Raw genomic sequence first — 19,400 nt, forward strand, 5'->3', positions numbered from 1 at the left:
ACCATCCTATTCCCGAAATATGGAGCCGTCATGTATGGTAAACTTTTGAAAACGAATCGGGGGATGAGTACATATGAAGTTTGTCATTTTGTTCGGCCCGCAGGCCGTCGGGAAGATGACGGTCGGGCAAGCGTTGGCGAAAGAGACGGGGCTGAAGCTGTTCCATAACCACATGACGATCGACCTCGTCAGCCCGTTTTTCAGTTACGGGACGGAAGAAGGGCGGCGGCTCGTCCAGCTGTTCCGAGAAGAACTGTTTGAATCCGTCGCCAAAAGTGACTTGCCCGGCATGATTTTCACGTTCGTCTGGGCGTTCGACATGGAAGAGGACTGGGCGTACGTGGAGCACGTGACGGGCATCTTCGAGGCGAACGGGGCCGACATTTACTACGTCGAGCTCGAGGCGGACATCGAGGAGCGGCTCGTCCGCAACACGACGGAGAACCGGCTCACCCACAAGCCGACGAAGCGGGATATCGCCTGGTCGGAAGGCGAGTTGAAGCAGACGGCGACGATGCACCGGTTGAACTCGCGGGACGGGGAGCTCGACGTCGACAACTATTTACGGATCGACAACACGCATCTTGACGCGGCGACGGTCGCTGCGCGCATTAAACAACATTTCAAGCTATGACAAAAACGAGCCCGTGAAGGAGCTCGTTTTTCTTATGCCCACCAGTCAGGGCAATCATAAGCGGTCAACAGTTCTTTCTCTTGGAGACGCTCGTCCAGATAAGACGTGACGCTCGGCAACAACTCGTCGACGTCTGCCGGATGGACCATCACTTCGATCGAGCCGCCCGGTCGAATCGCGTCAAGCGTCGCACGGGACACACCGTCGCCGTAAAACTGGTCACTGAACCGTTCGGTCACCCACAAATCCCGTCTTGCCTCGAGGTTCGCTAAGGCCCGAAACGTCGTGCCGTACTCTTCGGCGAGGCGTACGATGACCGCATCGAGCGCCGGCCAACCGTGGACGTGATGGTGGCTGTCGAGGTGATGGAGCGGGAGACCGGTCGCACGAAACGCCTCGATTTGGGCTTTCCATTCGAGATAGACGAGCTCTGCGTCAGGAGGTGTCTCCGTCAGAAAACGGTTCGTGTAGCGGAACGTGCCGTCTGCTTTCGTGAGCGGTGCGCTCGTCTCGGCGAGCGGCCGTCCCCACGTCAAGGCGAGGTGCACCCCGACGTGTAGGGAAGGATGTTGCTTCGCGAGCACGACCGCCTCCTCGACGGCGTGGCCGTTCATAATCATCGTCGCCGAGTTGACGATGCCGTGGACGTGGCTGTCGATGATCCCGCTGTTCACGCCGGGCGTCAGTCCGAAGTCGTCGGCGTTGATCAAGACGTGCGTCTTACGCATGGACGAGTCCGAGCGCTTGATCGAGCACTTGGTCGCCTTTCATGAGACCGTACGCCATGTTGTCGATGACGGCGACCGGTACCGTAACCGATGCCTTGATTTTGCTTTCGAGATAGCGGACTTGCGGGCCGATCAAGATGACGTCGACGTCCGTTTGTTCTTTTAGGCGCGACTCCGGGATCGCTTCAATCGTTGCGTCTAAACCGCGAGCCACGGCCTCGGTGCGCATTTTTTCCACAAGGATCGATGTCGACATACCTGCCGAACAGACGAGTAAGATGTTCATTTCGTTTCCTCCAATTGATTAAGTCGCGTGATCATGTCGATCATTTCAAGTGCGAGTTCTTTGACGGTCATCGCCGTCATGAGGTGGTCTTGGGCGTGGACGAGCAGGACGCTCATGTCGCTCGTCGTCCCGCGCGCCTCTTCTTGCAGCAGTTCGGTCTGCATCTTATGGGCCTCTAAAAAGGCTGCGTCGGCTTCTTTCATTTTTCCTTCGGCCGTTTCGACTTCATCGCGCTTAGCGGCATGGATCGCTTCGAACGCGGCCGAACGGGCGTTGCCGGCGTGCAAGATGATCATGAATGACAGTTGTTGCATCGTTTCGGTTTTCACGAGATTTTCTCTCCTTCGTTGACTTCTGCTTTATTTTTATTCATTTCAGCCGTCATCGCTTTCGCGCCGGCCATGACGAACGGGATGTACATCGCCGTCGCAATCGTCAAGTTGACGAGTTGGAGCAAGACGCCGCGGACGCTGCCGCCGGTGACGAGGTAACCGCTGATGATCGGTGGTGTCGTCCATGGCACGATGGCGACCGTCTTCGGCACCATCCCTGTCGTGAGGGCGACGTACGAGACGATCGTGAGCGTGACCGGCACTAGGATGAACGGGATCAACATGACCGGGTTCAACACGATCGGGAGACCGAAGATGACCGGTTCGTTAATGTTGAAGAGTCCAGCCGGGGCCGACAGTTTCGCGACTTGATGATACGGATGTTGGCGCTGCTTTCTCACGACGATGAAGATGGCGAGGAGAAGCGCGAACGTCGTACCCGATCCGCCCATGAAGACGAACGTGTCGAGGAACGGTTTTGTCACCGTGAACGGCACATCATATGCCGAGGCACCGGCTTGGAAGGCGGCCAAGTTCTGCTCGATGAGCGGCAAGTAGATCGGCTCGATGACCGAACCGATGATGTTCGTGCCATGTAATCCGAAGAACCAAAGGATGTGGTTCAAGAACGCGATGACGAGACCAGCCGCGAGCGAGTCGCCGAACCCTTGGAGCGGTTGTTGGATGACTTTGAAGATGACCTCGAAAATGCTGAGCTCGACTTGGAGCGTCATGAACAACTGGACACCGGCGACGAGCGTCAAGATGAGCATCGATGGAATCAAAGCTTGGAACGAGCGCGTGACACCGCCCGGGACGCCGTCCGGCATTTTAATCGTCAGTTTCGTGTTAATGAGGTAACGGAACAGTTCGGTGACGACGATCGATACGATGATAGCGACGAATAGCCCTTGGGCGCCGAGCCAGGCGAAGCTCAGCCCCCAGTCGGCTGTGACCGGGACGAGCATGATGTATGAGGCGACCGAGAGAATCCCGGCGGCGAGCCCGTCGACACCGTACGACCGGGCCAAGTTATAGCCGATCGAGAAGGCGACGAGCAGCCCGAGTATGGCGAACGAGGCCGTCCAAATGTTGCCGCCGAGCCCTTGCCAATTGCCTTCGCCGAAGGCGTTGTTCATCATGCCGACGAAGTCGAGCGAGAAGGCACCTAAGTTGATGGCCGGGAAGTTGTTGATCAGGACAGCGAGCGAGCCGACGATGATGAGCGGCATGACCGACACGAAGCCGTCACGGATGGCGACCAAGTGACGCTGGGAGCCGATGCGCCCAGCGATTTCGATGAATTTGTTCATGAATAGACCTCCTTCTTGAATTGGGGTAAGTACGTTTCGTGCGCATCGAACAAGTCACGAAGCAGCGCGTCGATCCGTTTCTCATCTTGGATGAGCGGGTTCATGAGGCAAGCGAGATAGGCGTCATGATACGAGCCCGAAATGGCCGCTTGAATGGCGAGCTGTTCGAACGTCTTCAAGTTGGTGATGAGTCCTTTGATCGGGAGCGGGAGCGAACCGATATTGATTGGACGCGGACCGGCCTTCGTGATGATGGCGTTCACTTCGATGACGGCGTCGTCCGGAAGATCGCGAATCGTGCCGCGGTTCAACGTGTTCACCGTCTGGATGTCGCCGCGGTCGTTATAGATCGAGTCCATCAAGTTGCAGGCCGCGTCTGAATAATAGGCGCCTCCGCGTTGTTCAAGTTCTTCTGGCTTCACGTCGAGCTCAACGTTTTTATACTTCTCGAACAGTTGCGCCTCGACTTGTTGGACGATTTCAGCGCGCGTGCCGTTCTGTTCATACGCCGCCATGTCTTTTTTCAATACGTCCGCCGTTTGGAAGTAGTACTGGTGGTACGGGTTTGGGAGCATGCGGAGCGACTGCAAGAACGATTCGCTCCAGCCGAGTCCGACGATGTTCGCCGGTGAGTAATCGGTGCCGTCATTCAGTGACGCGAGCACGTCGTCCGTGCGATCGATCCCGTCGACCCAGACGTGACGGCCGAAGACGAAATGGTTCAATCCGATGAACTCGATCTCGACCCGTTCGACCGGTGTCTGTAAAATCTCGGCGACCGAGTTGCGCATGTTGAACGGAATGTTGCAGACACCGATGACTTTCTTGTGGGCCGAGTGCTGCAACACGGCCTCGGTGACGATGCCGGCCGGGTTCGTGAAGTTGACGAGCCAAGCGTCCGGGCAAATCTCGGCCATCTCATTGGCGAGCTCAATCAAGACCGGAATCGTCCGGAACGCCTTGAACAAACCGCCGGCCCCGTTCGTCTCTTGCCCGATGAAGCCGTGCTTGAGCGGGATGCGCTCGTCAAGGGCACGAGCGGCCAGACCACCGACACGAATCTGGGTCGAGACGAAGTCGGCCCCGTGTAGCGCCGCTTTCCGGTCGAGCGTCCAACTGAGTCGGATGTCGACGCCCGCCTTTTGGATCATCCGTTCGGCGAGACGGCCGACGATGTCTAATTTCTCACTTCCTTCCTCGATGTCGACGAGGACGATCTCCCGAACGGGGAACGTCGCTTGCCGTTGAATGAATCCTTCAATGATTTCTGGGGTATAACTGGAACCTCCGCCGATGATGACGACCTTGACTGCCATGGTGCCAACTCCTCCTTTGTGAAAGCGATTTCTTTTTGTTGTAACAAATATAACGAATGATACAACTTGTCGCAATATAAAAAGTACAAATAATACAAATTGTTTTTTGTATTTGCATTTGTATGTTTGCTGTATCAGAATAAAGGAAAGAAGGATGAGACAAAGGGGTGACGGCATGTCGCAATCGACGCTTCAAACAGCGATTAAAGAAGAGTTACTAGCCCGCATCAAGAGCGGTCACTATAAAGAAGGCGAGAAGTTTCCGACCGAGTACGCGCTCTGTGAAGAGTTCGACGTCAGCCGGACGACGGTGCGCGGTGCGCTCAACCAACTGACGACGGAAGGCTATCTCGTCCGCCAGCAAGGACGCGGCACGTTCGTCGCCGGAAAGAAAGTGCGCCAGACGTTATCACATACACCGAACAATTATGCGGCCCAACTCGCCGTGCAAGGGAAGCGCGGCCAAGTGTCGCTCATCGAACTATCGGTCGTCTCGGCGACGAAGCAGCTCGCCGATATTTTCGCAGTCGACGAACAGGCACCGATTCAAAAGATTGAGCGGATTCGTCACGCCGACGGGCATCCGACGCAGTACGAGATTTCATTTATCCCGTGGAGCATCGCGCCGGGCATCACGAAAGATGAGGCCGAGCACTCGCTGTTCCAGACGCTCGCGAACGTCCATGACGTTCATGTCGCGAAGACGACCGAGGCGCTCGAGATCGCACTCTCCGATGAGAAAGTGAGCGACCTTCTCGACTGTCCGCTCGGGACCCCTTGCTTTTATATCGAGACGGTGACCGAGGACGCGTCAGGGAAAACAATTGAGTATTCACGGTCTTACTTCAGAGGGGACAAGACGAGTTTCGTCATCGAGCGGAGCTATGCCTGAACACGCCGACTATCGGCGTGTTTTTTTGTCGTCATGATTCGCAAGCGATCTCGTCATAGGCTTCGACGCCCCTCATTCATTGCAACGCTCGCTCATGTTGCGTAAAGTTGATAGTAGAAAGGCGGGATATGATGTTGTTCAAAAAGAAAGCAGAAACAGAAGAAGCAGGAACGAAGCGATTTGTTGTGAAGCTGACGGAACAGTTGCCGGAACTCGGGCAAGTCACGATCCTCGTCGACCAAGTGACAGGCGTCAACTATATCCAGACGTGGGTCGGCACGAGCGGCGGCATCACGCCGCTTGTTGACGCGAACGGAAACGTCGTCGTCGATGCGGTGTCTCACGTTCAGTCATGATGAATCGGATGGAGAAAGGATCGAAGTCACATGCACATCATCGAATTTAAGGAGGTCAGTCACGGGGACATTTTACATAACGTGACGGGCTATTTTCGGGAAGGCCGGATCACGACGTTCGTCGGACCGAGCGGCGCCGGCAAGACGACATGTATGAAACATATTAACGGGCTGTTGTCGCCGGATTCGGGCGACATCTACTTCAAAGGCGAGAACATTCGGGACATCGACATCATCGCGTTGCGGAAACGAATCGGTATGGCGTTCCAGAGCGCGCCGATGGTTGACGGGACGGTGTACGACAACTTGAACTTGCCGAAAGCGATTTTCGGAGAGACGCTTGACCGGGACAAAGCGAAAGACTTGCTTGAAAAAGTCGACTTGGATAACCTCTCGCTCGACAAGCCAATCAAAACGTTGTCCGGCGGGGAGCGGAGCCGGGTCGCCATCGCCCGGACGCTCGTCAACAAGCCGGACGTGTTGCTGTTAGACGAGATCACGGCGAGTCTCGACTATCGGACGGTGAAAGAGATTGAGCGGCTCATCGTGAAGCTTCAAAAAGACTTCGGGGTGACCGTCATTTGGATCACGCACGACTTGGATCAAGCGAGACGCGTCAGTGACGACATGTGGTTTTTACGGAAAGGGGAATTGATCGAGTTCGGGGACGCCTCGTTCATCGATCAATCCGATAACCCGATGATCGGACGGTTCGTGAGGGGGGAAGAGCTATGACGTTCGTTGAATTGATGACGTCGCTCATTTTCGTGGCGATTCCGCTCGGACTGGCGTTGTTCTTGAAGCTCGGACTCGAGCGCGATATTTTGATCGCGACGGTCCGCTCGATCGTCCAACTGCTCCTCATCGGCTACATCTTGACGTTCGTCTTCGAGAGCGACAACCCGGTGTTCATGTTGCTCATGATCCTTCTCATGATCGGGGCGGCAACGCAGAACATCATCAAAAAAGGGGATGGCATCCCCGGTATCACGTGGATGATCGTCCTCACGCTCGTCACGGTCGAGGCGCTGACGATGGGACTCATGCTCGGGCTCGGGATTATCCCGTTCGAGCCGGACAAAGTCATCCCAATCAGCGGGATGGTCATCGGAAACTGTATGGTGTTGTCGCTCCTCTTCTTGAACAAGTTCAAAGACGAGGTCGAGCGGAGCGATGAAGTCATCGAGCTCATCTTGTCGATGGGCGGGGCGCCGAAGACGGCGATCGACCGGAGTTTGAAGAACGCCATCCGCACGAGCATGATCCCGACCGTCGAGGCGCAAAAGACGATGGGTCTCGTCCAACTGCCAGGGATGATGAGCGGTCTCATCATCGGCGGGGCCGACCCGATGGAGGCGGTATTGTATCAACTTCTCATCTTGTTCCTCATCTTGACGACGGCGACGATCTCGGCCGTCATGGTCGGGTATCTCGCGTATCCGCGCCTGTTCAACGAAAAGCTCCAGTTTGTTGGATTGACGTATCGGAAAGGGGACACGACATGATCACAGGCATCCATCACGTGCAAATTACGATTCCAAAAGGAGAGGAGCCGCGTGCCCGTGACTTTTATTGCGGAGTCCTCGGATTAAAAGAGATGGAAAAGCCTGCCTCCCTGCAAGGACGCGGCGGATTTTGGCTTCAAGTCGGCGGTCAAAGCGTCCACGTCGGCACCGAGGACGGATTCGACCGGCTGACGACCAAAGCACACGTCGCCTACGCCGTGACTGATTTGACAGTCTGGGAACGGAAGCTTGAGGCAGAAGGAATCGAACGGATAAAAGGCATCCCGATCCCTGGTTTCGACCGGTTCGAGTTCCGTGATCCGTTCGGAAACCGAGTGGAGATGATTCAAGCCATATGAAGAGGGAGCACCCGCGATGGGTGCTCCCTTTGTCGTGTTTTAGGAGATGCCGAACAGTTCCGTGACGGCTGTCCAGCTCGATGGGTAGGCGTTGCTGCCCGAGTGTTGATGCAACAGTTTCCCGTGACGTTTCACAACGAGGCTCCACTGCGTCCCATCGGTCGTATAATACCCTTTTTCCACGAACTCGTCGGGCCAACGATGGAAGGAGAAGGAGACGAATCGCTCGTGGACGCGCAGCGCATCCTCTTTTTCATACCAACCCGAACGAGGGATGGCCACGCTCAAATCGTATTCCTCGCGCCATAGGATGTCCCGTTTGACCGATCCGTCTTCAAAAAACGTCAACGTGGACTCGTTATGGACGCCGAAGCCGCCGACAGAAAACCTGACGATGATTGTCGGTCGTCTTTTACGGATCGCATCGAGCGGAATCGTCGGCTCGAACATCAACTTCTTTCGACGCTCTTCCATGAGCGCCAATTTTTCATCTGCCGTACTGCCCGGCTTTCGGATCGTCGGTGCCAAACGTGTCAGTTTACCCGTGTTCATGTTCATTCGCTCCGTCTTGATGTGTCATGAAACTATATTTTAGAGCATCATGACAACAAAGGTGATGACAATAATGATCCAGATGAACGAAAAAAAGGAGCGCCCGAAATCGGGTGCTCCGTTGTTAAGCGGCGATTGTCCCTTGATGGAATCGCATTTTCCACACGCCGTCAATCCTGACCCAAATCGAGCTGCGAAGCGCAGTCTTTCCGGTCGCGTGGTTCTCGGTCCGGTACGTGGCGAGGACGACGTCGTCACGGATGACTTCGAGGTTGAAGTCGGTGAGCGAGACGTCGATCTCTCCGAGGTCCATCGTGTTCGTGTCCTCTTCTTTGTAGAGGAGGCGTCCGGAACTGCCGATTTCAAAGAAATCCTCGGTCACGAGTTCGCGCAACCGCTCCGGCGACGTCCGCACTTCCTTCGTCAACAACAGCCGTTCTTTCTCTTCGATCAATGGGGCAAGCATCGCGTCACTCCTTCCGAAAAAACGTTAACCGTGTACCGTATTCGTTTTCCCGAAATTCATGACGATAACACCGAGCACGATGACGATGAGTCCGATACTGTTCAGCGTCGACAACACTTCGCCGTAGACGAACACACCGATGAGCCCCGTCGCCACCGTACCGAGTCCGGCCCAGACACTGTAAGCGATGCTGAGCGGAATCGTCTTCAAGACGATGCCCATGAGCGTGAACGAGACGGCGAAACTCACGAGCAAGATCACGCTTGGGATGAGCTGAGTGAACCCGTCCGACAGCTTCAACATCGACGTCCCGAGCACCTCGAACGCGATCGAGAACAGCAAGATGATATAACCTTTCATTCGTGTCCCTCCTATATTTTCATCAAGACGAGCCCAACGATGACGAGCCCGATGCCGAGGACGGTCTGTTTGCGGACTTGCTCGTTGAAGACGAGGAAGCCGATGAGCGCCGTCGCGGCCGTGCCGACCCCGCTCCAAAACGCGTAGGCGAAACTGAGCGGGATGGACAAGAGGGCGAGCGATAACAAATAAAACGCGGTCACGTAACCGAGCGCGACCCCGATAATCGGGAGACGGTTCGTCGACGTCGCGTTCAGTTTTAACATGCTCGAGCCGAACACTTCCGCGATAATCGCGGCAACTAGATAAGCAAAACCCATATAACCGTGACCTCCAACAACGTCAGTATTGTATTCAATGTCATCACTTTCTGTACGTTGCTGTGAATGTAGCAAAATATATGAGGGTTGTCGATAAAATGAGGTGATGGGATAATTAGGAAAAAGGAGGTGGAGCCGTGGGTTCACACTTGATGCATCTCGTCATCGCGAATGAGGTATGGCCACGTTTATCGAATGTTGATCAAAAGGGATTTTTGCTTGGAAATCTAGCACCTGACGCGACGACGGTGAAGCAGGATACACATTATTATGCAGGAAACCACAACGATTTGACGCGTAGGCTCGACATTGAGCGGTATTGGGCAGAGAGCATTCATACAGACATGTCCTTTCGGCTCGGTTATTATTGTCACCTCGTCGCGGACGAGATTTGGTTGCAAGGTTTCTATAAGGGCTGGTTGAAGCAAGTCATTACGCAGGATCAGTCAAAACAGACAGCTTACTACGCTGACTTTGACGCCTATAACGCGCCGCTAGCGAAACGTCTTGGCAACTTTGATTTCGAGATGTTGAAGACCGATGTGACAGATGAACTGTTCGAACTGATTAAGAAAATCGAGCAGGATGCACAAGCAACAATTGAAGGCACATACACGATGTTTTTACCGCATCAATTCGAAGGATACGTTGATACGTGTGTCATTCGATGCTGTGAGATGGTCCGACAGAAGCACAGGGTGTTTGTATGAACCGCGGTCTATACGCACCACTCTACACCACGCTCGCGCTTTTTTTGGTGACACTGCTAACGCTGTTCACATTGAACGGCCGCGTCTTTCCGAATTTAGACTTGCTAACAGCGATTTGGGTGTACCTCGCCTTGGATATCGCGTTACTCGCCACACTCATCTGGGGTCTATTCTCAAAAGACAAGTTTGTAAAAGTGTTCAGCCTCCTAGCGAACATCGGGTTGATTGTGCCGCTATCGATTTGGATTTTTCTGTTGCTCCTCGCGAATGGGATTTCGGAAACATGAGAGGCGATGAACCAAACGCGCCATTTTTGATGCGGCCTGTCCCGTTTTTCATCTTGTGTGCTCTCTGCGGACCTCTCGCGTTGGCACTCGTCGTCATCTACTGGCGCAATCTGCCTGAAGATATCCGGGGCCCTCATTTGATTATCGTCATCATCTTTTCACTATTTTTCATCGTGAAACTGCTCCCCGACGGCCTCCTGCAAATCATCCTCTTTTCGTTCACGTACACGTTCGTGTTATTTCTCACTTACAGCATTCTCGGGAGAAAGAGAAATAAGAAAAACTGAACGATCCCCCCTTCAGAAAGTGGTCGAGCACCACTTTCTTTTTATTTTGCATTAATGGTAGGAAAAAGATTTCCAATCCTGTTTTGAAAATTTGGCATTGCACATCCTTTTTTTGTTTGATATGCTTCTCAATGAAAACGACAATGATAATCATTATCAATGAGAAAGTGTTCACATGAGAATCCATACATAGAACAGAGGATGTGGACACGTTCGAATTGAGACGATCGTCATTCAACACAGATACATAAGGAGATGGACGGAATGGGGAAATTTAAAGTGTCACTCATGTTGACATTGCTCGTCTTCGTACTTGCCGCATGCGGCGGGACGACAGAGACGAAAGACACAGGAGAAGTAGAAGGGGCGGAAGCGCCAAAAACGGTTGAGATCACGGATGCCCACGGCACGATCGAAGTCCCGGTCAATCCGGAGAAAGTCGTCGCTCTCGATAACCGCACGTTCGAGACGCTCGCGGCGTGGAACATCGAACTCGCGGCGGCACCGATCGGGTTGTTGCCGGCCGAGTCACCGTACGCAAAAGATAGCGATATCGCTGACGTCGGTATGCACTTTGAGCCGAACTTAGAGGCGATCGCGGGAGTCGACCCGGACGTCGTCATCGTCGGCCAACGTTTCGCCGATTACTACGAAGACATCAAAAAACTCGTGCCGAACGCGGCCGTGATCGACTTGTACATTGACATCCCGGAAGATATCGGGACACCAGGTGAGATTTTAGTCAAAGGATTGACGGATACGACGCTCACACTCGGGAAAATCTTTGATAAGAACGACGAGGCGGCACAGCTCGTCGCCGATCTCGACAACTCAATCGACGGTGTGAAATCAGCTTACAACGGTGAAGACACGATCATGTCGGTCATCGTCTCAGGCGGAGACATCGGGTTCTCGGCACCGATTTCGGGTCGCGTCTACGGACCGATGTACGACATCTTCGGTTGGACACCGGCGCTAGAAGTCGAGAAGACGACAGGCGACCACCAAGGCGATGAAGTCTCGGTCGAAGCGATCGCTGAAAGCAACCCGGACTGGTTGTTCGTGCTTGACCGTGACGCACCGCTCGCTAGTGCGGAAGGTGCGGTACCGGCGGCGGACGTCATCGACAACGCTCCGGCACTTCAAAAGACGACAGCCGTCAAAGACGGAAACATCGTCTACGCACCGAACGACACGTACTTGAACGAGTCGATTCAAACGTACTCTGAAATGTTCAACGACATCGCAGCGGCGCTCAAGAAGTAAGGGCGTGCTGTCGTGCAAAAACCACTAACTCGGGTTGAGACATTGTCTCAGCCCTCCTTTTCTACTATTTGGACGAAGTCTTTTCTCATCGCGACGCTCTTTGTGTTGATGCTCGCGGTCTTATCGCTCTTTACGGGCGTCTATGACATTCGCGCCGACTTCGATATGTTTTGGATCACCCGTGTCCCGCGGACGGTCGCTCTCATGTTGACGGGTGCGGCGATGGCGATGTCTGGACTCGTCATGCAACTCATCACCCAAAACCGACTCGTCGAACCGACGACGACCGGTACGCTCGAATGGGCCGGGCTCGGGCTTTTGACCGTATACTTGCTCGTCCCGGCTCCGACGCTCATGATGCGGATGACGGGAGCGATCGTGTTCTCGTTCGTCGGCACGATGGTGTTCTTTTGGTTTTTGCGGTCGGTCAAACTGCGTTCGTCGTTGATCGTCCCGATCATCGGGCTCATGCTCGGTGCGGTCATCTCGGCCGTCTCGACGTTCCTCGGTCTCTTCTTCCGCATGAGCCAGACGCTAGAAGGCTGGTTCGTCGGTTCGTTCGCCTCGGTGCAGGTCGGGCGTTACGAGTATTTATGGCTCATCATCATCGCCACGGTGCTCATCTTCTTGCTCGCGAACCGGTTGACGCTCGCCGGGCTCGGGGAAGATGTCGCGACGAGCCTCGGCGTCAACTACAATCAGCTCATGATGATCGCGACGGGACTCATCGCACTATCGGTCGGCGTCGTCGCGACGGTCATCGGTAACTTGCCGTTCCTCGGCTTGATCGTCCCGAACCTCGTCTCGATGTTTCGCGGGGACGACCTGCGCAGCAACTTGCCGTGGGTGTGTGTCGTCGGGATGGGGGCGATCCTCGTCAGTGACTTGATCTCACGGACGATCATCGCGCCGTTCGAACTGCCGGTATCACTTATTCTCGGAACAGTCGGGGCGATTGTCTTCATCACGATCTTACTGAGACAACGCAAGCAAGGAGGGGTTCGATGAGTACGGTCATAGAGAAAGACGTGTACGAGGTCGACGTCCATCCGCTCGAAGGAGCAGAACGGAGCGCCTCCGCGTTTCGGTCGAAACGAGAAGAACGCCGCTATTGGTTGTTCCTCGCCGCTTTCATCGTCGGAGGCATTCTTTGTGCGCTCGGTCTGTTGCTGTACAACAACCCGGTGCCGATCGATTCGCCGTCGTTTTGGCCGGTCGTCGAGCGGCGCATCGTCGCCGTCACGACGATGGCGATCGCGGCACTTTGTCAAAGTCTCGCCACCGTCGCTTTCCATTCGGTGACGAACAACCGCATCATCACGCCGTCGCTCCTCGGGTACGACGCGCTTTATTCGACGATTCAGACGAGCATGATTTTCTTCTTCGGGGCCGGTGCCTTAGTCGGCTTCACCGGGACGGGGGCGTTTTTGACGCAAGTCGGGCTGATGGTGCTAATGAGTCTATTGTTGTACGGCTGGCTGTTATCGGGGAAATACGCCAACCTGCAGCTCATGCTCTTGATCGGGATTATCATCGGGACCGGGCTCAACTCGGTATCGACGTTCATGCGCCGCATGCTCGCGCCGTCTGACTTTGATATCCTGCAGGCGCGGCTGTTCGGTTCGGTGACGAACGCGGACGCGGCTTACTTTCCGATCGTCATCCCGATCGTGCTCGTCGTCGGCGTCTTGCTTTATGCGTTCTCGAACCGACTCAATATTGTCTCGCTCGGGAAAGACGTCGCGACGACGTTCGGGGTGAACCATCGCGGGAGCGTCATCTATACGCTCATTCTCATCTCGCTCTTAATGTCGGTGTCGACCGCTTTGATCGGACCGCTCACGTTCTTCGGCTTCCTTGTCGCGACGCTCAGCTATCAAGTCGCTTCGACGTATGACCATAAATACGTCTTCCCGATGGCGTTCGCGCTCGGGTTCTTCGTTTTGACGAGCGCCTATTTCTTCATGTACCACATCTTCAACACGCCAAGCGTCGTCTCCGTCATCATCGAACTGTTCGGCGGCGTCATTTTCTTGGCAGTCATTTTAAGAAAGAGGTCACTATGATACAACTCGAACAAGTGAAAAAATCGTATACGGATGACGTCCACATCGGACCGATCGACCTCGATATCCCGAAAGCCGGGTTCACGTCGTTGATCGGACCGAACGGGGCGGGGAAATCGACGACGCTCATGATGATCGGGCGTCTGCTCAATTTGGATGAAGGTCAGATTCAAGTTGCCGGCATGGACGTGTCGAGCACGAAATCGAAAGACTTGGCGAAAATCGTCACCATTTTGCGGCAAGAGAACCATTTCGTGACGCGTCTGACTGTGCGCCAACTTGCCGGCTTCGGCCGTTTTCCGTACTCGAAAGGACGGCTGACGAAAGAAGACGAGGCGATCATCTCGAAATACATCGACTTCCTCGATTTGACGCACCTCGAGCACCGCTATCTCGACGAACTGTCGGGCGGGCAGCGCCAACGGGCGTACGTCGCGATGGTGCTCTGTCAGGAGACGGAATATGTCCTGCTCGACGAGCCGCTCAACAACTTGGACATCGCCCGCTCGGTGCAGATGATGGAATATTTGCGCCACGTTGCCGATGAGTTCGGCCGGACGATCGTCACCGTGCTCCACGATATCAACTTCGCGGCGAAATATTCGGATCGGATCTGTGCGATGAAAGACGGGAAGATCGCCGCGTTCGGGACGGTCGATGAGATCATGGACGGGAAAATCCTGTCCGACATCTTTGAGACGAAGCTCGAGATCATCCAAGGGCCATACGGACCGATCGCGGTCTACTAATATAGAAGGAAGTGACGACGATGCACATATACTGGACACCGATTCAACAAATTGTAAAAGAGGCGCCAGATACATACACGTTCCAACTTGAACGGCCGGACGGCTTCACGTGGGAGGAAGGGGCGCATACGCATTTCGCCTTAGAAGGGTTCAACAAAGAAGATAAACCGAACCGGAGTTTGATTCGCCACATGTCGATTTCGACGCTACCGCGAGAAGGCGTGATCGGCATCACGACCCGAATCAAAGACGAATGCTCGACGTTCAAGTCGTTGCTTCGGGGAATGGAGCTCGGCGAGAACGTCGCCATCTTCAAGACGCATTCGAACGTGCCGTTGAAGCGCGTTGGGAAGAACGTCTATCTGCTGTCGGCCGGGGTCGGCCTCGCGACGTTCCGTCCGCTCGTCCTTGACTATTTGGCGAACGGGGAAGGCGTGCCGCACCTCCATTCGTTGAACGTCGACTCATCACAAAACTATCTGTTCGAGAACGTCTTCACGTCGACGGATACGTTCACGGCTGAATTCGTCGATAGCCGCGGCCGTTATCACGAGACGGTCAAGACGCTCGCAGAGGATATGGACGGATTGTATTACGTCGTCGGGAGCGATGACTTCTTACGGGAGACAATCGCGACGCTGCGTGAACGGGGCATCCCGCGCGAGCAGATTGTGCTCGACAAGCATGACTTTCAAATGGATGAATTTTTAAAGCATAACGATTGAGCAATCTAGCGCGATTAAAAAGGTATCTGATTCATTCAATATAGAATGAGCCAGATACCTTTCATTTTCTATGATGCCCTAGATTGTGAACGCGATGCCTTTCGAGGTGAGCCAAGCAATCAATACACCATATCCGAATATGCTGATAGCGGAATAGATGAGGAGAGTGGAGCGCCTCATCCCGATGGAGTGGCCAATCACACCGACGACCCATGAGCCGAGTAGCGGCGTGACAAGGATGATCGACCAGCTGCCGTGCTCGCGCATCAAATGACTGAATCGGTGTTTCTCTAATCGGTCGAGCCAGCCGCTAAGACGTTTAAAACGATGCAACCAATCGTAAAAGTAAGCGAGCAGGGGAACAGGCAAGAAGTTACCGAACCCGGCCCAAAGCACCGCAGAGACACTATCGAGACCGAGTAACATCGTACTCGGGATGGCCAAATAAATCTCGAACATAGGAAAGAATCCCATAAACCATGCGGTGGCAGACAAACTGATGTATTCAAACAGATTCATATTGATTCTCCTTAGTATTAATTGTTCTAGTAACAAACAGAACTGGAAGGTTAATACGTTGATTATTCGATTCGTAAGCTGATTATGAATGGGCGATTGAGATACGACTTGCTATTGATTTAGTTTAGTTAACTTAACTATATAGTCAATGATGATGAATTGCAAGGCTAAATGCTTTTCACTGATAGTTCGGATTCTTCTCATGAATCGGCATGAGAAAGCGCATCTTCGACTTCTGCGAAGACGCGCTTGATTGATAGGACTCGTCTTATTTGTCGCACGTCCGGATTAATTACGGAAGTTCGACACTCAGACCGGGGACACGTGCCCCGGTCTTTTCGCGCACTTCTCAACGAACCGCTCGAACAAGTCCCGCCCCTCTGGCGTCCCAATCGACTCGGGATGGAATTGGACGCCGTACGTCGGGTGCTCCGGATGCTCGAGCGCCATGATGACACCGTCCGCAGTCGTGGCTGTCACGGTGAGTTCCGTCGCTTGGACGACGAGCGAATGATAACGCATGACGTCTATCGGCTTGCCGTCGAAGAGGACACCGGGTACGGTCTCAATCATCGACGTCTTCCCATGCATGACTTCCTGGGCCCGTCCGACCGTTCCACCGAACGCCTCGGCGATGACTTGATGGCCGAGACAGACGCCGAGAATGGGGATGACGCCCGAAAGTTCCCGGACGACGTCGAGTGAGACACCGGCGTCATACGGACCGCCGGGACCAGGGGAGATGATGATGCCAGATGGATTGAAGTCACGAATGTCTGCGACCGTCAGTTCATCGTTCCGGACAACTTTGACATCATCAAAGCTGGCGACGTCTTGATAGACGTTATACGTGAACGAGTCGTAGTTATCGATGAGTAAGATCATGCGAACACCTCCAAAAGGGATTTGGCTTTATGCAACGTCTCTTCGTATTCCGACACCGGGTCCGAGTCATAAACGATACCGGCTCCGGCTTGGACATGAGCCGTATCGCCTTGGACGATCATCGTCCGGATGGCAAGGGCGAAGTCGAAGCCGCCCCGGACGTCGAGATACCCGACCGCCCCGGCGTATACTTCCCGTTTCACCGTCTCGAGCTCGTCAATGAGCTGCATCGCCCGAATCTTCGGCGCCCCGGAAACCGTACCAGCCGGAAGACAGGCGCGCAGGGCGTCGATCGGATTTAAGTCGTCACGCAGTTCGCCTGCCACTTCGGAGACGAGGTGCATGACGTTTTTGAAGCGCTCGAGCTCGATTTGTTTCGGAATCGTGACGGTGCCGACTTTGGCGACGCGGCCGATATCGTTTCGACCGAGGTCAAGGAGCATTCGGTGCTCGGCCAGTTCTTTCTCGTCAGCGAGGAGCGATTCGCCGTGACGGATGTCTTCTTCGACCGTCTTGCCGCGCGGTCGGGTGCCGGCGATCGGGTTCGTCGTCACCCGGCTCCCGCTCACTTGGACGAGGCTCTCCGGAGAGGCGCCGAGGACGATCGCTTCCCCGAGGTCGATATAGAACAAGTACGGGCTCGGGTTCTGTTTCCGGAGCGTCCGGTAAAAGTGGAACGGGTCGCCGGTGAACGTCGCGTCGATCCGTTGCGACAAGACGAGTTGGAACACCTCACCGGCGAGAATCGCTTCTTTCGCCTTCAAGACGCGTTCGATGAATTCGTCTTTCTCGGTCAAGATGCGCTCGCTCGTCCGGACGACCGGTTCGAGCGTATGTGTCTTCGCCGTCTCAAGTTGAAGCTGCACCGCCTCGAGCCGTGCCGTTGCGTCCGTCGCGCCGGTGTCGATCAAGATGACTTGTTCCTCGAGGTGGTCATACAAGACGACCGTCTCATAGCGTTGGAACAACGCGTCCGGCAAACCGCGCGTCTCGCTCGGCGTGTTCGGAATCGGTTCGTAGACGCGCTGCATGTCATAACCGATATAGCCGATGCCGCCGCCGACGAACGGGTACGGTGCGTCCGGAACGTCTCTTTCAATCAATGCGGACAAGTGAGCGAGCGGGTCGTCCGTCTCGATCGTGCCGTTCGCGTCCGTCACCTTTTTTCCGTCGACACGAATCGTCTCGACCGGGTTCGCCGCGATGATCGAGTAGCGGCCGTGCTTGCCTTCGGAGCGGCTCTCGAGCAACACTTTCCGTTCACCTTCTAGACGGTGGAAAATCGCCACCGGTGTCAGTTCGTCGCCATTGATGATTCGTTGTTCCATAAGATTGACCTCCTTAAAATAAAAAATCTCCCCGCCCCTCATGCCCAAACAGACATGAAGGACGAGGAGATTTCCCCGTGTTGCCACCTTCGTTGAGAGAATCCACTTCTCCCCACTCATCGCGAACGATCATTCGCTGTCCTCGGTAACGGGAGGACCCGTCAGAGCCTACGTATCGGTCTGAACGCTCAAAAGCCCATTCATGCGGGTGACGCCACCGGTTCACATCGACCACCGGCTTTCTGGAGACGTCACGTCCGCACTACTCTTCTTTCTCATCGCGAGTTCGTATGATGTTATCGTCACTGTACCGAGTGAATGACAAATTGTCAACTTGATTCGAGAGTTGTCGCTTGGTCTGTCACTTCCCGATAAATGGGAAGGCGATGAAATAGGAGAGATGAGAAAGGGCAGATTTCATGGACTTAAAGAAATCGAGCTCCATCCGTAATAGACGACTGCCGTATGATTTCGATGAGTGCGTTCAAAATGAACGTCAGAATCGAAGCGACTTAAGCCCTCTCTACATTTCATAGGTTGTGCCATATACGTTCATTAAAGGCGTCACCTGAGAAGTTGTTCCAAAGGTAGTAGACGTCCTGTAGAGGATAAAAAAGATTAGACTAATCAATTGTATCAATAAAGCAAATTAAAGAAATTCCTATTTTTGATATAGTTTTTAAAGTCGGTAAATTAATTACTACTTTATTGTAAAAAGGGGAGCGTTATGTTTAGTAATGAGAAAAGAATTGAAAAGGCGCTGTGGAAAGTAAAATAAAAAAGCGCTCCCTCCAGGTCTGTTGGAGAAAGCGCGGACTTAGAAAATTTCAGTATTTAAATAATTGACGGACACTTTGAGGTTGCCGTTCATCTTACGCAGTTCGTCGATAATCTGTTTGTCTTTCACGCCGTCTTTGTTTTGGACGATATAGACGAGCTGGATCATCGTGCCGAGGTTCGTCGTCTCGACCGAGCGGAGCGCGTAGTATTTATAATGCGCCGCGAGCACCCCGTCAAAAGCCGTCTCGTCATGCAAGTTCTCGGGCACCGTGATCGATAGCCGCTTCTTGTCCGAACCTCCACGACCGAAGTCGAAAGTGTACAAGAAGATGATGATGACTGACAGCGACACGGTAAACAAGATGGCGAGTATGTAAAA

Annotated in this window: 26 protein-coding genes, 1 pseudogene and 1 other annotated feature; of the genes and pseudogenes, 14 read left to right on the plus strand and 13 right to left on the minus strand. The window is 54.1% G+C overall.

Annotation, left to right across the window (positions count from 1 at the left end):
- Positions 1 to 73 precede the first annotated feature (73 nt).
- Positions 74 to 634 carry an AAA family ATPase gene (locus tag JJU47_RS04430; RefSeq protein ID WP_228616539.1) on the plus strand — a complete coding sequence of 187 codons (561 nt, stop codon included), beginning with the start codon at positions 74 to 76 and terminating at the stop codon, positions 632 to 634.
- Between the two features lie 32 nt (positions 635 to 666).
- On the opposite strand, the gene JJU47_RS04435 is transcribed toward JJU47_RS04430, so the two are convergent.
- Genes JJU47_RS04435 through JJU47_RS04455 form a run of 5 tightly spaced genes read right to left on the minus strand, consistent with a single transcriptional unit; the run spans position 667 to position 4,609 of the window.
- A complete protein-coding gene (locus JJU47_RS04435; RefSeq protein WP_228616541.1) occupies positions 667 to 1,362 on the minus strand; it encodes a ChbG/HpnK family deacetylase in 696 nt (231 codons plus the stop codon).
- Positions 1,355 to 1,648 (minus strand): PTS sugar transporter subunit IIB, encoded by a 294-nt coding sequence (locus JJU47_RS04440; RefSeq protein WP_228616543.1) that lies wholly within the window; start codon positions 1,646 to 1,648, stop codon positions 1,355 to 1,357. Before JJU47_RS04440 ends, JJU47_RS04435 begins: the two co-directional genes overlap by 8 nt.
- Positions 1,645 to 1,977 (minus strand): PTS lactose/cellobiose transporter subunit IIA, encoded by a 333-nt coding sequence (locus JJU47_RS04445; protein ID WP_366511936.1) that lies wholly within the window; start codon positions 1,975 to 1,977, stop codon positions 1,645 to 1,647. Before JJU47_RS04445 ends, JJU47_RS04440 begins: the two co-directional genes overlap by 4 nt.
- Positions 1,974 to 3,293 carry a PTS cellobiose transporter subunit IIC gene (celB, locus tag JJU47_RS04450; RefSeq protein ID WP_228616545.1) on the minus strand — a complete coding sequence of 440 codons (1,320 nt, stop codon included), beginning with the start codon at positions 3,291 to 3,293 and terminating at the stop codon, positions 1,974 to 1,976. The genes JJU47_RS04445 and celB overlap by 4 nt, the downstream gene beginning before the upstream one ends.
- Positions 3,290 to 4,609: a 6-phospho-beta-glucosidase gene (locus JJU47_RS04455; RefSeq protein ID WP_228616548.1), complete on the minus strand. Its 1,320-nt coding sequence runs from the start codon at positions 4,607 to 4,609 to the stop codon at positions 3,290 to 3,292. The genes celB and JJU47_RS04455 overlap by 4 nt, the downstream gene beginning before the upstream one ends.
- 175 nt (positions 4,610 to 4,784) lie before the next feature.
- Between JJU47_RS04455 and JJU47_RS04460 the strand changes: the two genes are divergently transcribed.
- The 5 genes from JJU47_RS04460 (at position 4,785) to JJU47_RS04480 (ending at position 7,721) form a co-directional block, all read left to right on the plus strand.
- Complete coding sequence (locus JJU47_RS04460; RefSeq protein ID WP_228616593.1) at positions 4,785 to 5,501, plus strand: GntR family transcriptional regulator; 717 nt, start codon at positions 4,785 to 4,787, stop codon at positions 5,499 to 5,501.
- Between the two features lie 128 nt (positions 5,502 to 5,629).
- Positions 5,630 to 5,857 (plus strand): DUF6440 family protein, encoded by a 228-nt coding sequence (locus JJU47_RS04465; RefSeq protein ID WP_228616550.1) that lies wholly within the window; start codon positions 5,630 to 5,632, stop codon positions 5,855 to 5,857.
- A 30-nt stretch (positions 5,858 to 5,887) separates the two neighbouring features.
- Positions 5,888 to 6,592, plus strand: coding sequence for an ABC transporter ATP-binding protein (locus JJU47_RS04470; protein ID WP_228616552.1), 705 nt, complete (start codon positions 5,888 to 5,890; stop codon positions 6,590 to 6,592).
- Positions 6,589 to 7,362, plus strand: coding sequence for an ABC transporter permease (locus JJU47_RS04475; protein WP_228616554.1), 774 nt, complete (start codon positions 6,589 to 6,591; stop codon positions 7,360 to 7,362). The genes JJU47_RS04470 and JJU47_RS04475 overlap by 4 nt, the downstream gene beginning before the upstream one ends.
- Positions 7,359 to 7,721: a VOC family protein gene (locus tag JJU47_RS04480; protein WP_228616556.1), complete on the plus strand. Its 363-nt coding sequence runs from the start codon at positions 7,359 to 7,361 to the stop codon at positions 7,719 to 7,721. Before JJU47_RS04475 ends, JJU47_RS04480 begins: the two co-directional genes overlap by 4 nt.
- Positions 7,722 to 7,760: 39 nt before the next feature.
- On the opposite strand, the gene JJU47_RS04485 is transcribed toward JJU47_RS04480, so the two are convergent.
- From JJU47_RS04485 to JJU47_RS04500, 4 genes are all read right to left on the minus strand, one after another.
- Entirely contained in the window at positions 7,761 to 8,273 is a 513-nt protein-coding gene (locus tag JJU47_RS04485; protein ID WP_228616558.1) for a hypothetical protein, read from the minus strand.
- Between the two features lie 124 nt (positions 8,274 to 8,397).
- Positions 8,398 to 8,739, minus strand: coding sequence for a nuclear transport factor 2 family protein (locus JJU47_RS04490; RefSeq protein ID WP_228616560.1), 342 nt, complete (start codon positions 8,737 to 8,739; stop codon positions 8,398 to 8,400).
- Positions 8,740 to 8,763: 24 nt separating this feature from the next.
- Positions 8,764 to 9,099, minus strand: coding sequence for a DMT family transporter (locus tag JJU47_RS04495; protein WP_228616562.1), 336 nt, complete (start codon positions 9,097 to 9,099; stop codon positions 8,764 to 8,766).
- A gap of 11 nt (positions 9,100 to 9,110) precedes the next feature.
- Positions 9,111 to 9,419 carry a DMT family transporter gene (locus JJU47_RS04500; RefSeq protein ID WP_228616564.1) on the minus strand — a complete coding sequence of 103 codons (309 nt, stop codon included), beginning with the start codon at positions 9,417 to 9,419 and terminating at the stop codon, positions 9,111 to 9,113.
- A 137-nt stretch (positions 9,420 to 9,556) separates the two neighbouring features.
- Here JJU47_RS04500 and JJU47_RS04505 point away from each other — a divergent pair, with 137 nt between their 5' ends.
- From JJU47_RS04505 to JJU47_RS04540, 8 genes are all read left to right on the plus strand, one after another.
- Positions 9,557 to 10,129, plus strand: coding sequence for a zinc dependent phospholipase C family protein (locus JJU47_RS04505; protein ID WP_228616566.1), 573 nt, complete (start codon positions 9,557 to 9,559; stop codon positions 10,127 to 10,129).
- Positions 10,126 to 10,416: a hypothetical protein gene (locus JJU47_RS04510; protein ID WP_228616568.1), complete on the plus strand. Its 291-nt coding sequence runs from the start codon at positions 10,126 to 10,128 to the stop codon at positions 10,414 to 10,416. Before JJU47_RS04505 ends, JJU47_RS04510 begins: the two co-directional genes overlap by 4 nt.
- Positions 10,413 to 10,703: a hypothetical protein gene (locus JJU47_RS04515; protein WP_228616570.1), complete on the plus strand. Its 291-nt coding sequence runs from the start codon at positions 10,413 to 10,415 to the stop codon at positions 10,701 to 10,703. The genes JJU47_RS04510 and JJU47_RS04515 overlap by 4 nt, the downstream gene beginning before the upstream one ends.
- Positions 10,704 to 10,967: 264 nt before the next feature.
- The gene (locus JJU47_RS04520) at positions 10,968 to 11,969 is read left to right on the plus strand and encodes a siderophore ABC transporter substrate-binding protein (protein WP_228616573.1); all 1,002 of its coding nucleotides are present in this window, start codon (positions 10,968 to 10,970) and stop codon (positions 11,967 to 11,969) included.
- A 12-nt stretch (positions 11,970 to 11,981) separates the two neighbouring features.
- Positions 11,982 to 12,977 (plus strand): ABC transporter permease, encoded by a 996-nt coding sequence (locus JJU47_RS04525; protein ID WP_228616574.1) that lies wholly within the window; start codon positions 11,982 to 11,984, stop codon positions 12,975 to 12,977.
- Positions 12,974 to 14,035 carry an iron chelate uptake ABC transporter family permease subunit gene (locus JJU47_RS04530; protein ID WP_228616576.1) on the plus strand — a complete coding sequence of 354 codons (1,062 nt, stop codon included), beginning with the start codon at positions 12,974 to 12,976 and terminating at the stop codon, positions 14,033 to 14,035. The genes JJU47_RS04525 and JJU47_RS04530 overlap by 4 nt, the downstream gene beginning before the upstream one ends.
- Positions 14,032 to 14,784, plus strand: a complete 753-nt coding sequence (locus JJU47_RS04535) for an iron ABC transporter ATP-binding protein (protein ID WP_228616578.1) — start codon at positions 14,032 to 14,034, stop codon at positions 14,782 to 14,784. Before JJU47_RS04530 ends, JJU47_RS04535 begins: the two co-directional genes overlap by 4 nt.
- Before the next feature lie 20 nt (positions 14,785 to 14,804).
- The gene (locus JJU47_RS04540) at positions 14,805 to 15,509 is read left to right on the plus strand and encodes a dihydropteridine reductase (protein ID WP_228616580.1); all 705 of its coding nucleotides are present in this window, start codon (positions 14,805 to 14,807) and stop codon (positions 15,507 to 15,509) included.
- Positions 15,510 to 15,587: 78 nt separating this feature from the next.
- Here JJU47_RS04540 and JJU47_RS04545 read toward each other — a convergent pair whose 3' ends face one another.
- The 4 genes and pseudogenes from JJU47_RS04545 to JJU47_RS04560 form a co-directional block, all read right to left on the minus strand.
- Complete coding sequence (locus JJU47_RS04545) at positions 15,588 to 16,028, minus strand: small multi-drug export protein (RefSeq protein WP_228616582.1); 441 nt, start codon at positions 16,026 to 16,028, stop codon at positions 15,588 to 15,590.
- Between the two features lie 309 nt (positions 16,029 to 16,337).
- Entirely contained in the window at positions 16,338 to 16,913 is a 576-nt protein-coding gene (locus tag JJU47_RS04550) for an anthranilate synthase component II (protein ID WP_228616584.1), read from the minus strand.
- Positions 16,910 to 18,241, minus strand: coding sequence for an anthranilate synthase component I (gene trpE, locus JJU47_RS04555; protein ID WP_228616586.1), 1,332 nt, complete (start codon positions 18,239 to 18,241; stop codon positions 16,910 to 16,912). The genes JJU47_RS04550 and trpE overlap by 4 nt, the downstream gene beginning before the upstream one ends.
- A gap of 54 nt (positions 18,242 to 18,295) precedes the next feature.
- Positions 18,296 to 18,529, minus strand: a binding site (T-box leader).
- A gap of 529 nt (positions 18,530 to 19,058) precedes the next feature.
- Positions 19,059 to 19,400: pseudogene (locus JJU47_RS04560) on the minus strand (DUF4956 domain-containing protein); the annotation flags it as partial.

The sequence above is a fragment of the Exiguobacterium sp. genome (assembly GCF_020832205.1).
In the GTDB taxonomy this organism is placed as follows: domain Bacteria; phylum Bacillota; class Bacilli; order Exiguobacteriales; family Exiguobacteriaceae; genus Exiguobacterium.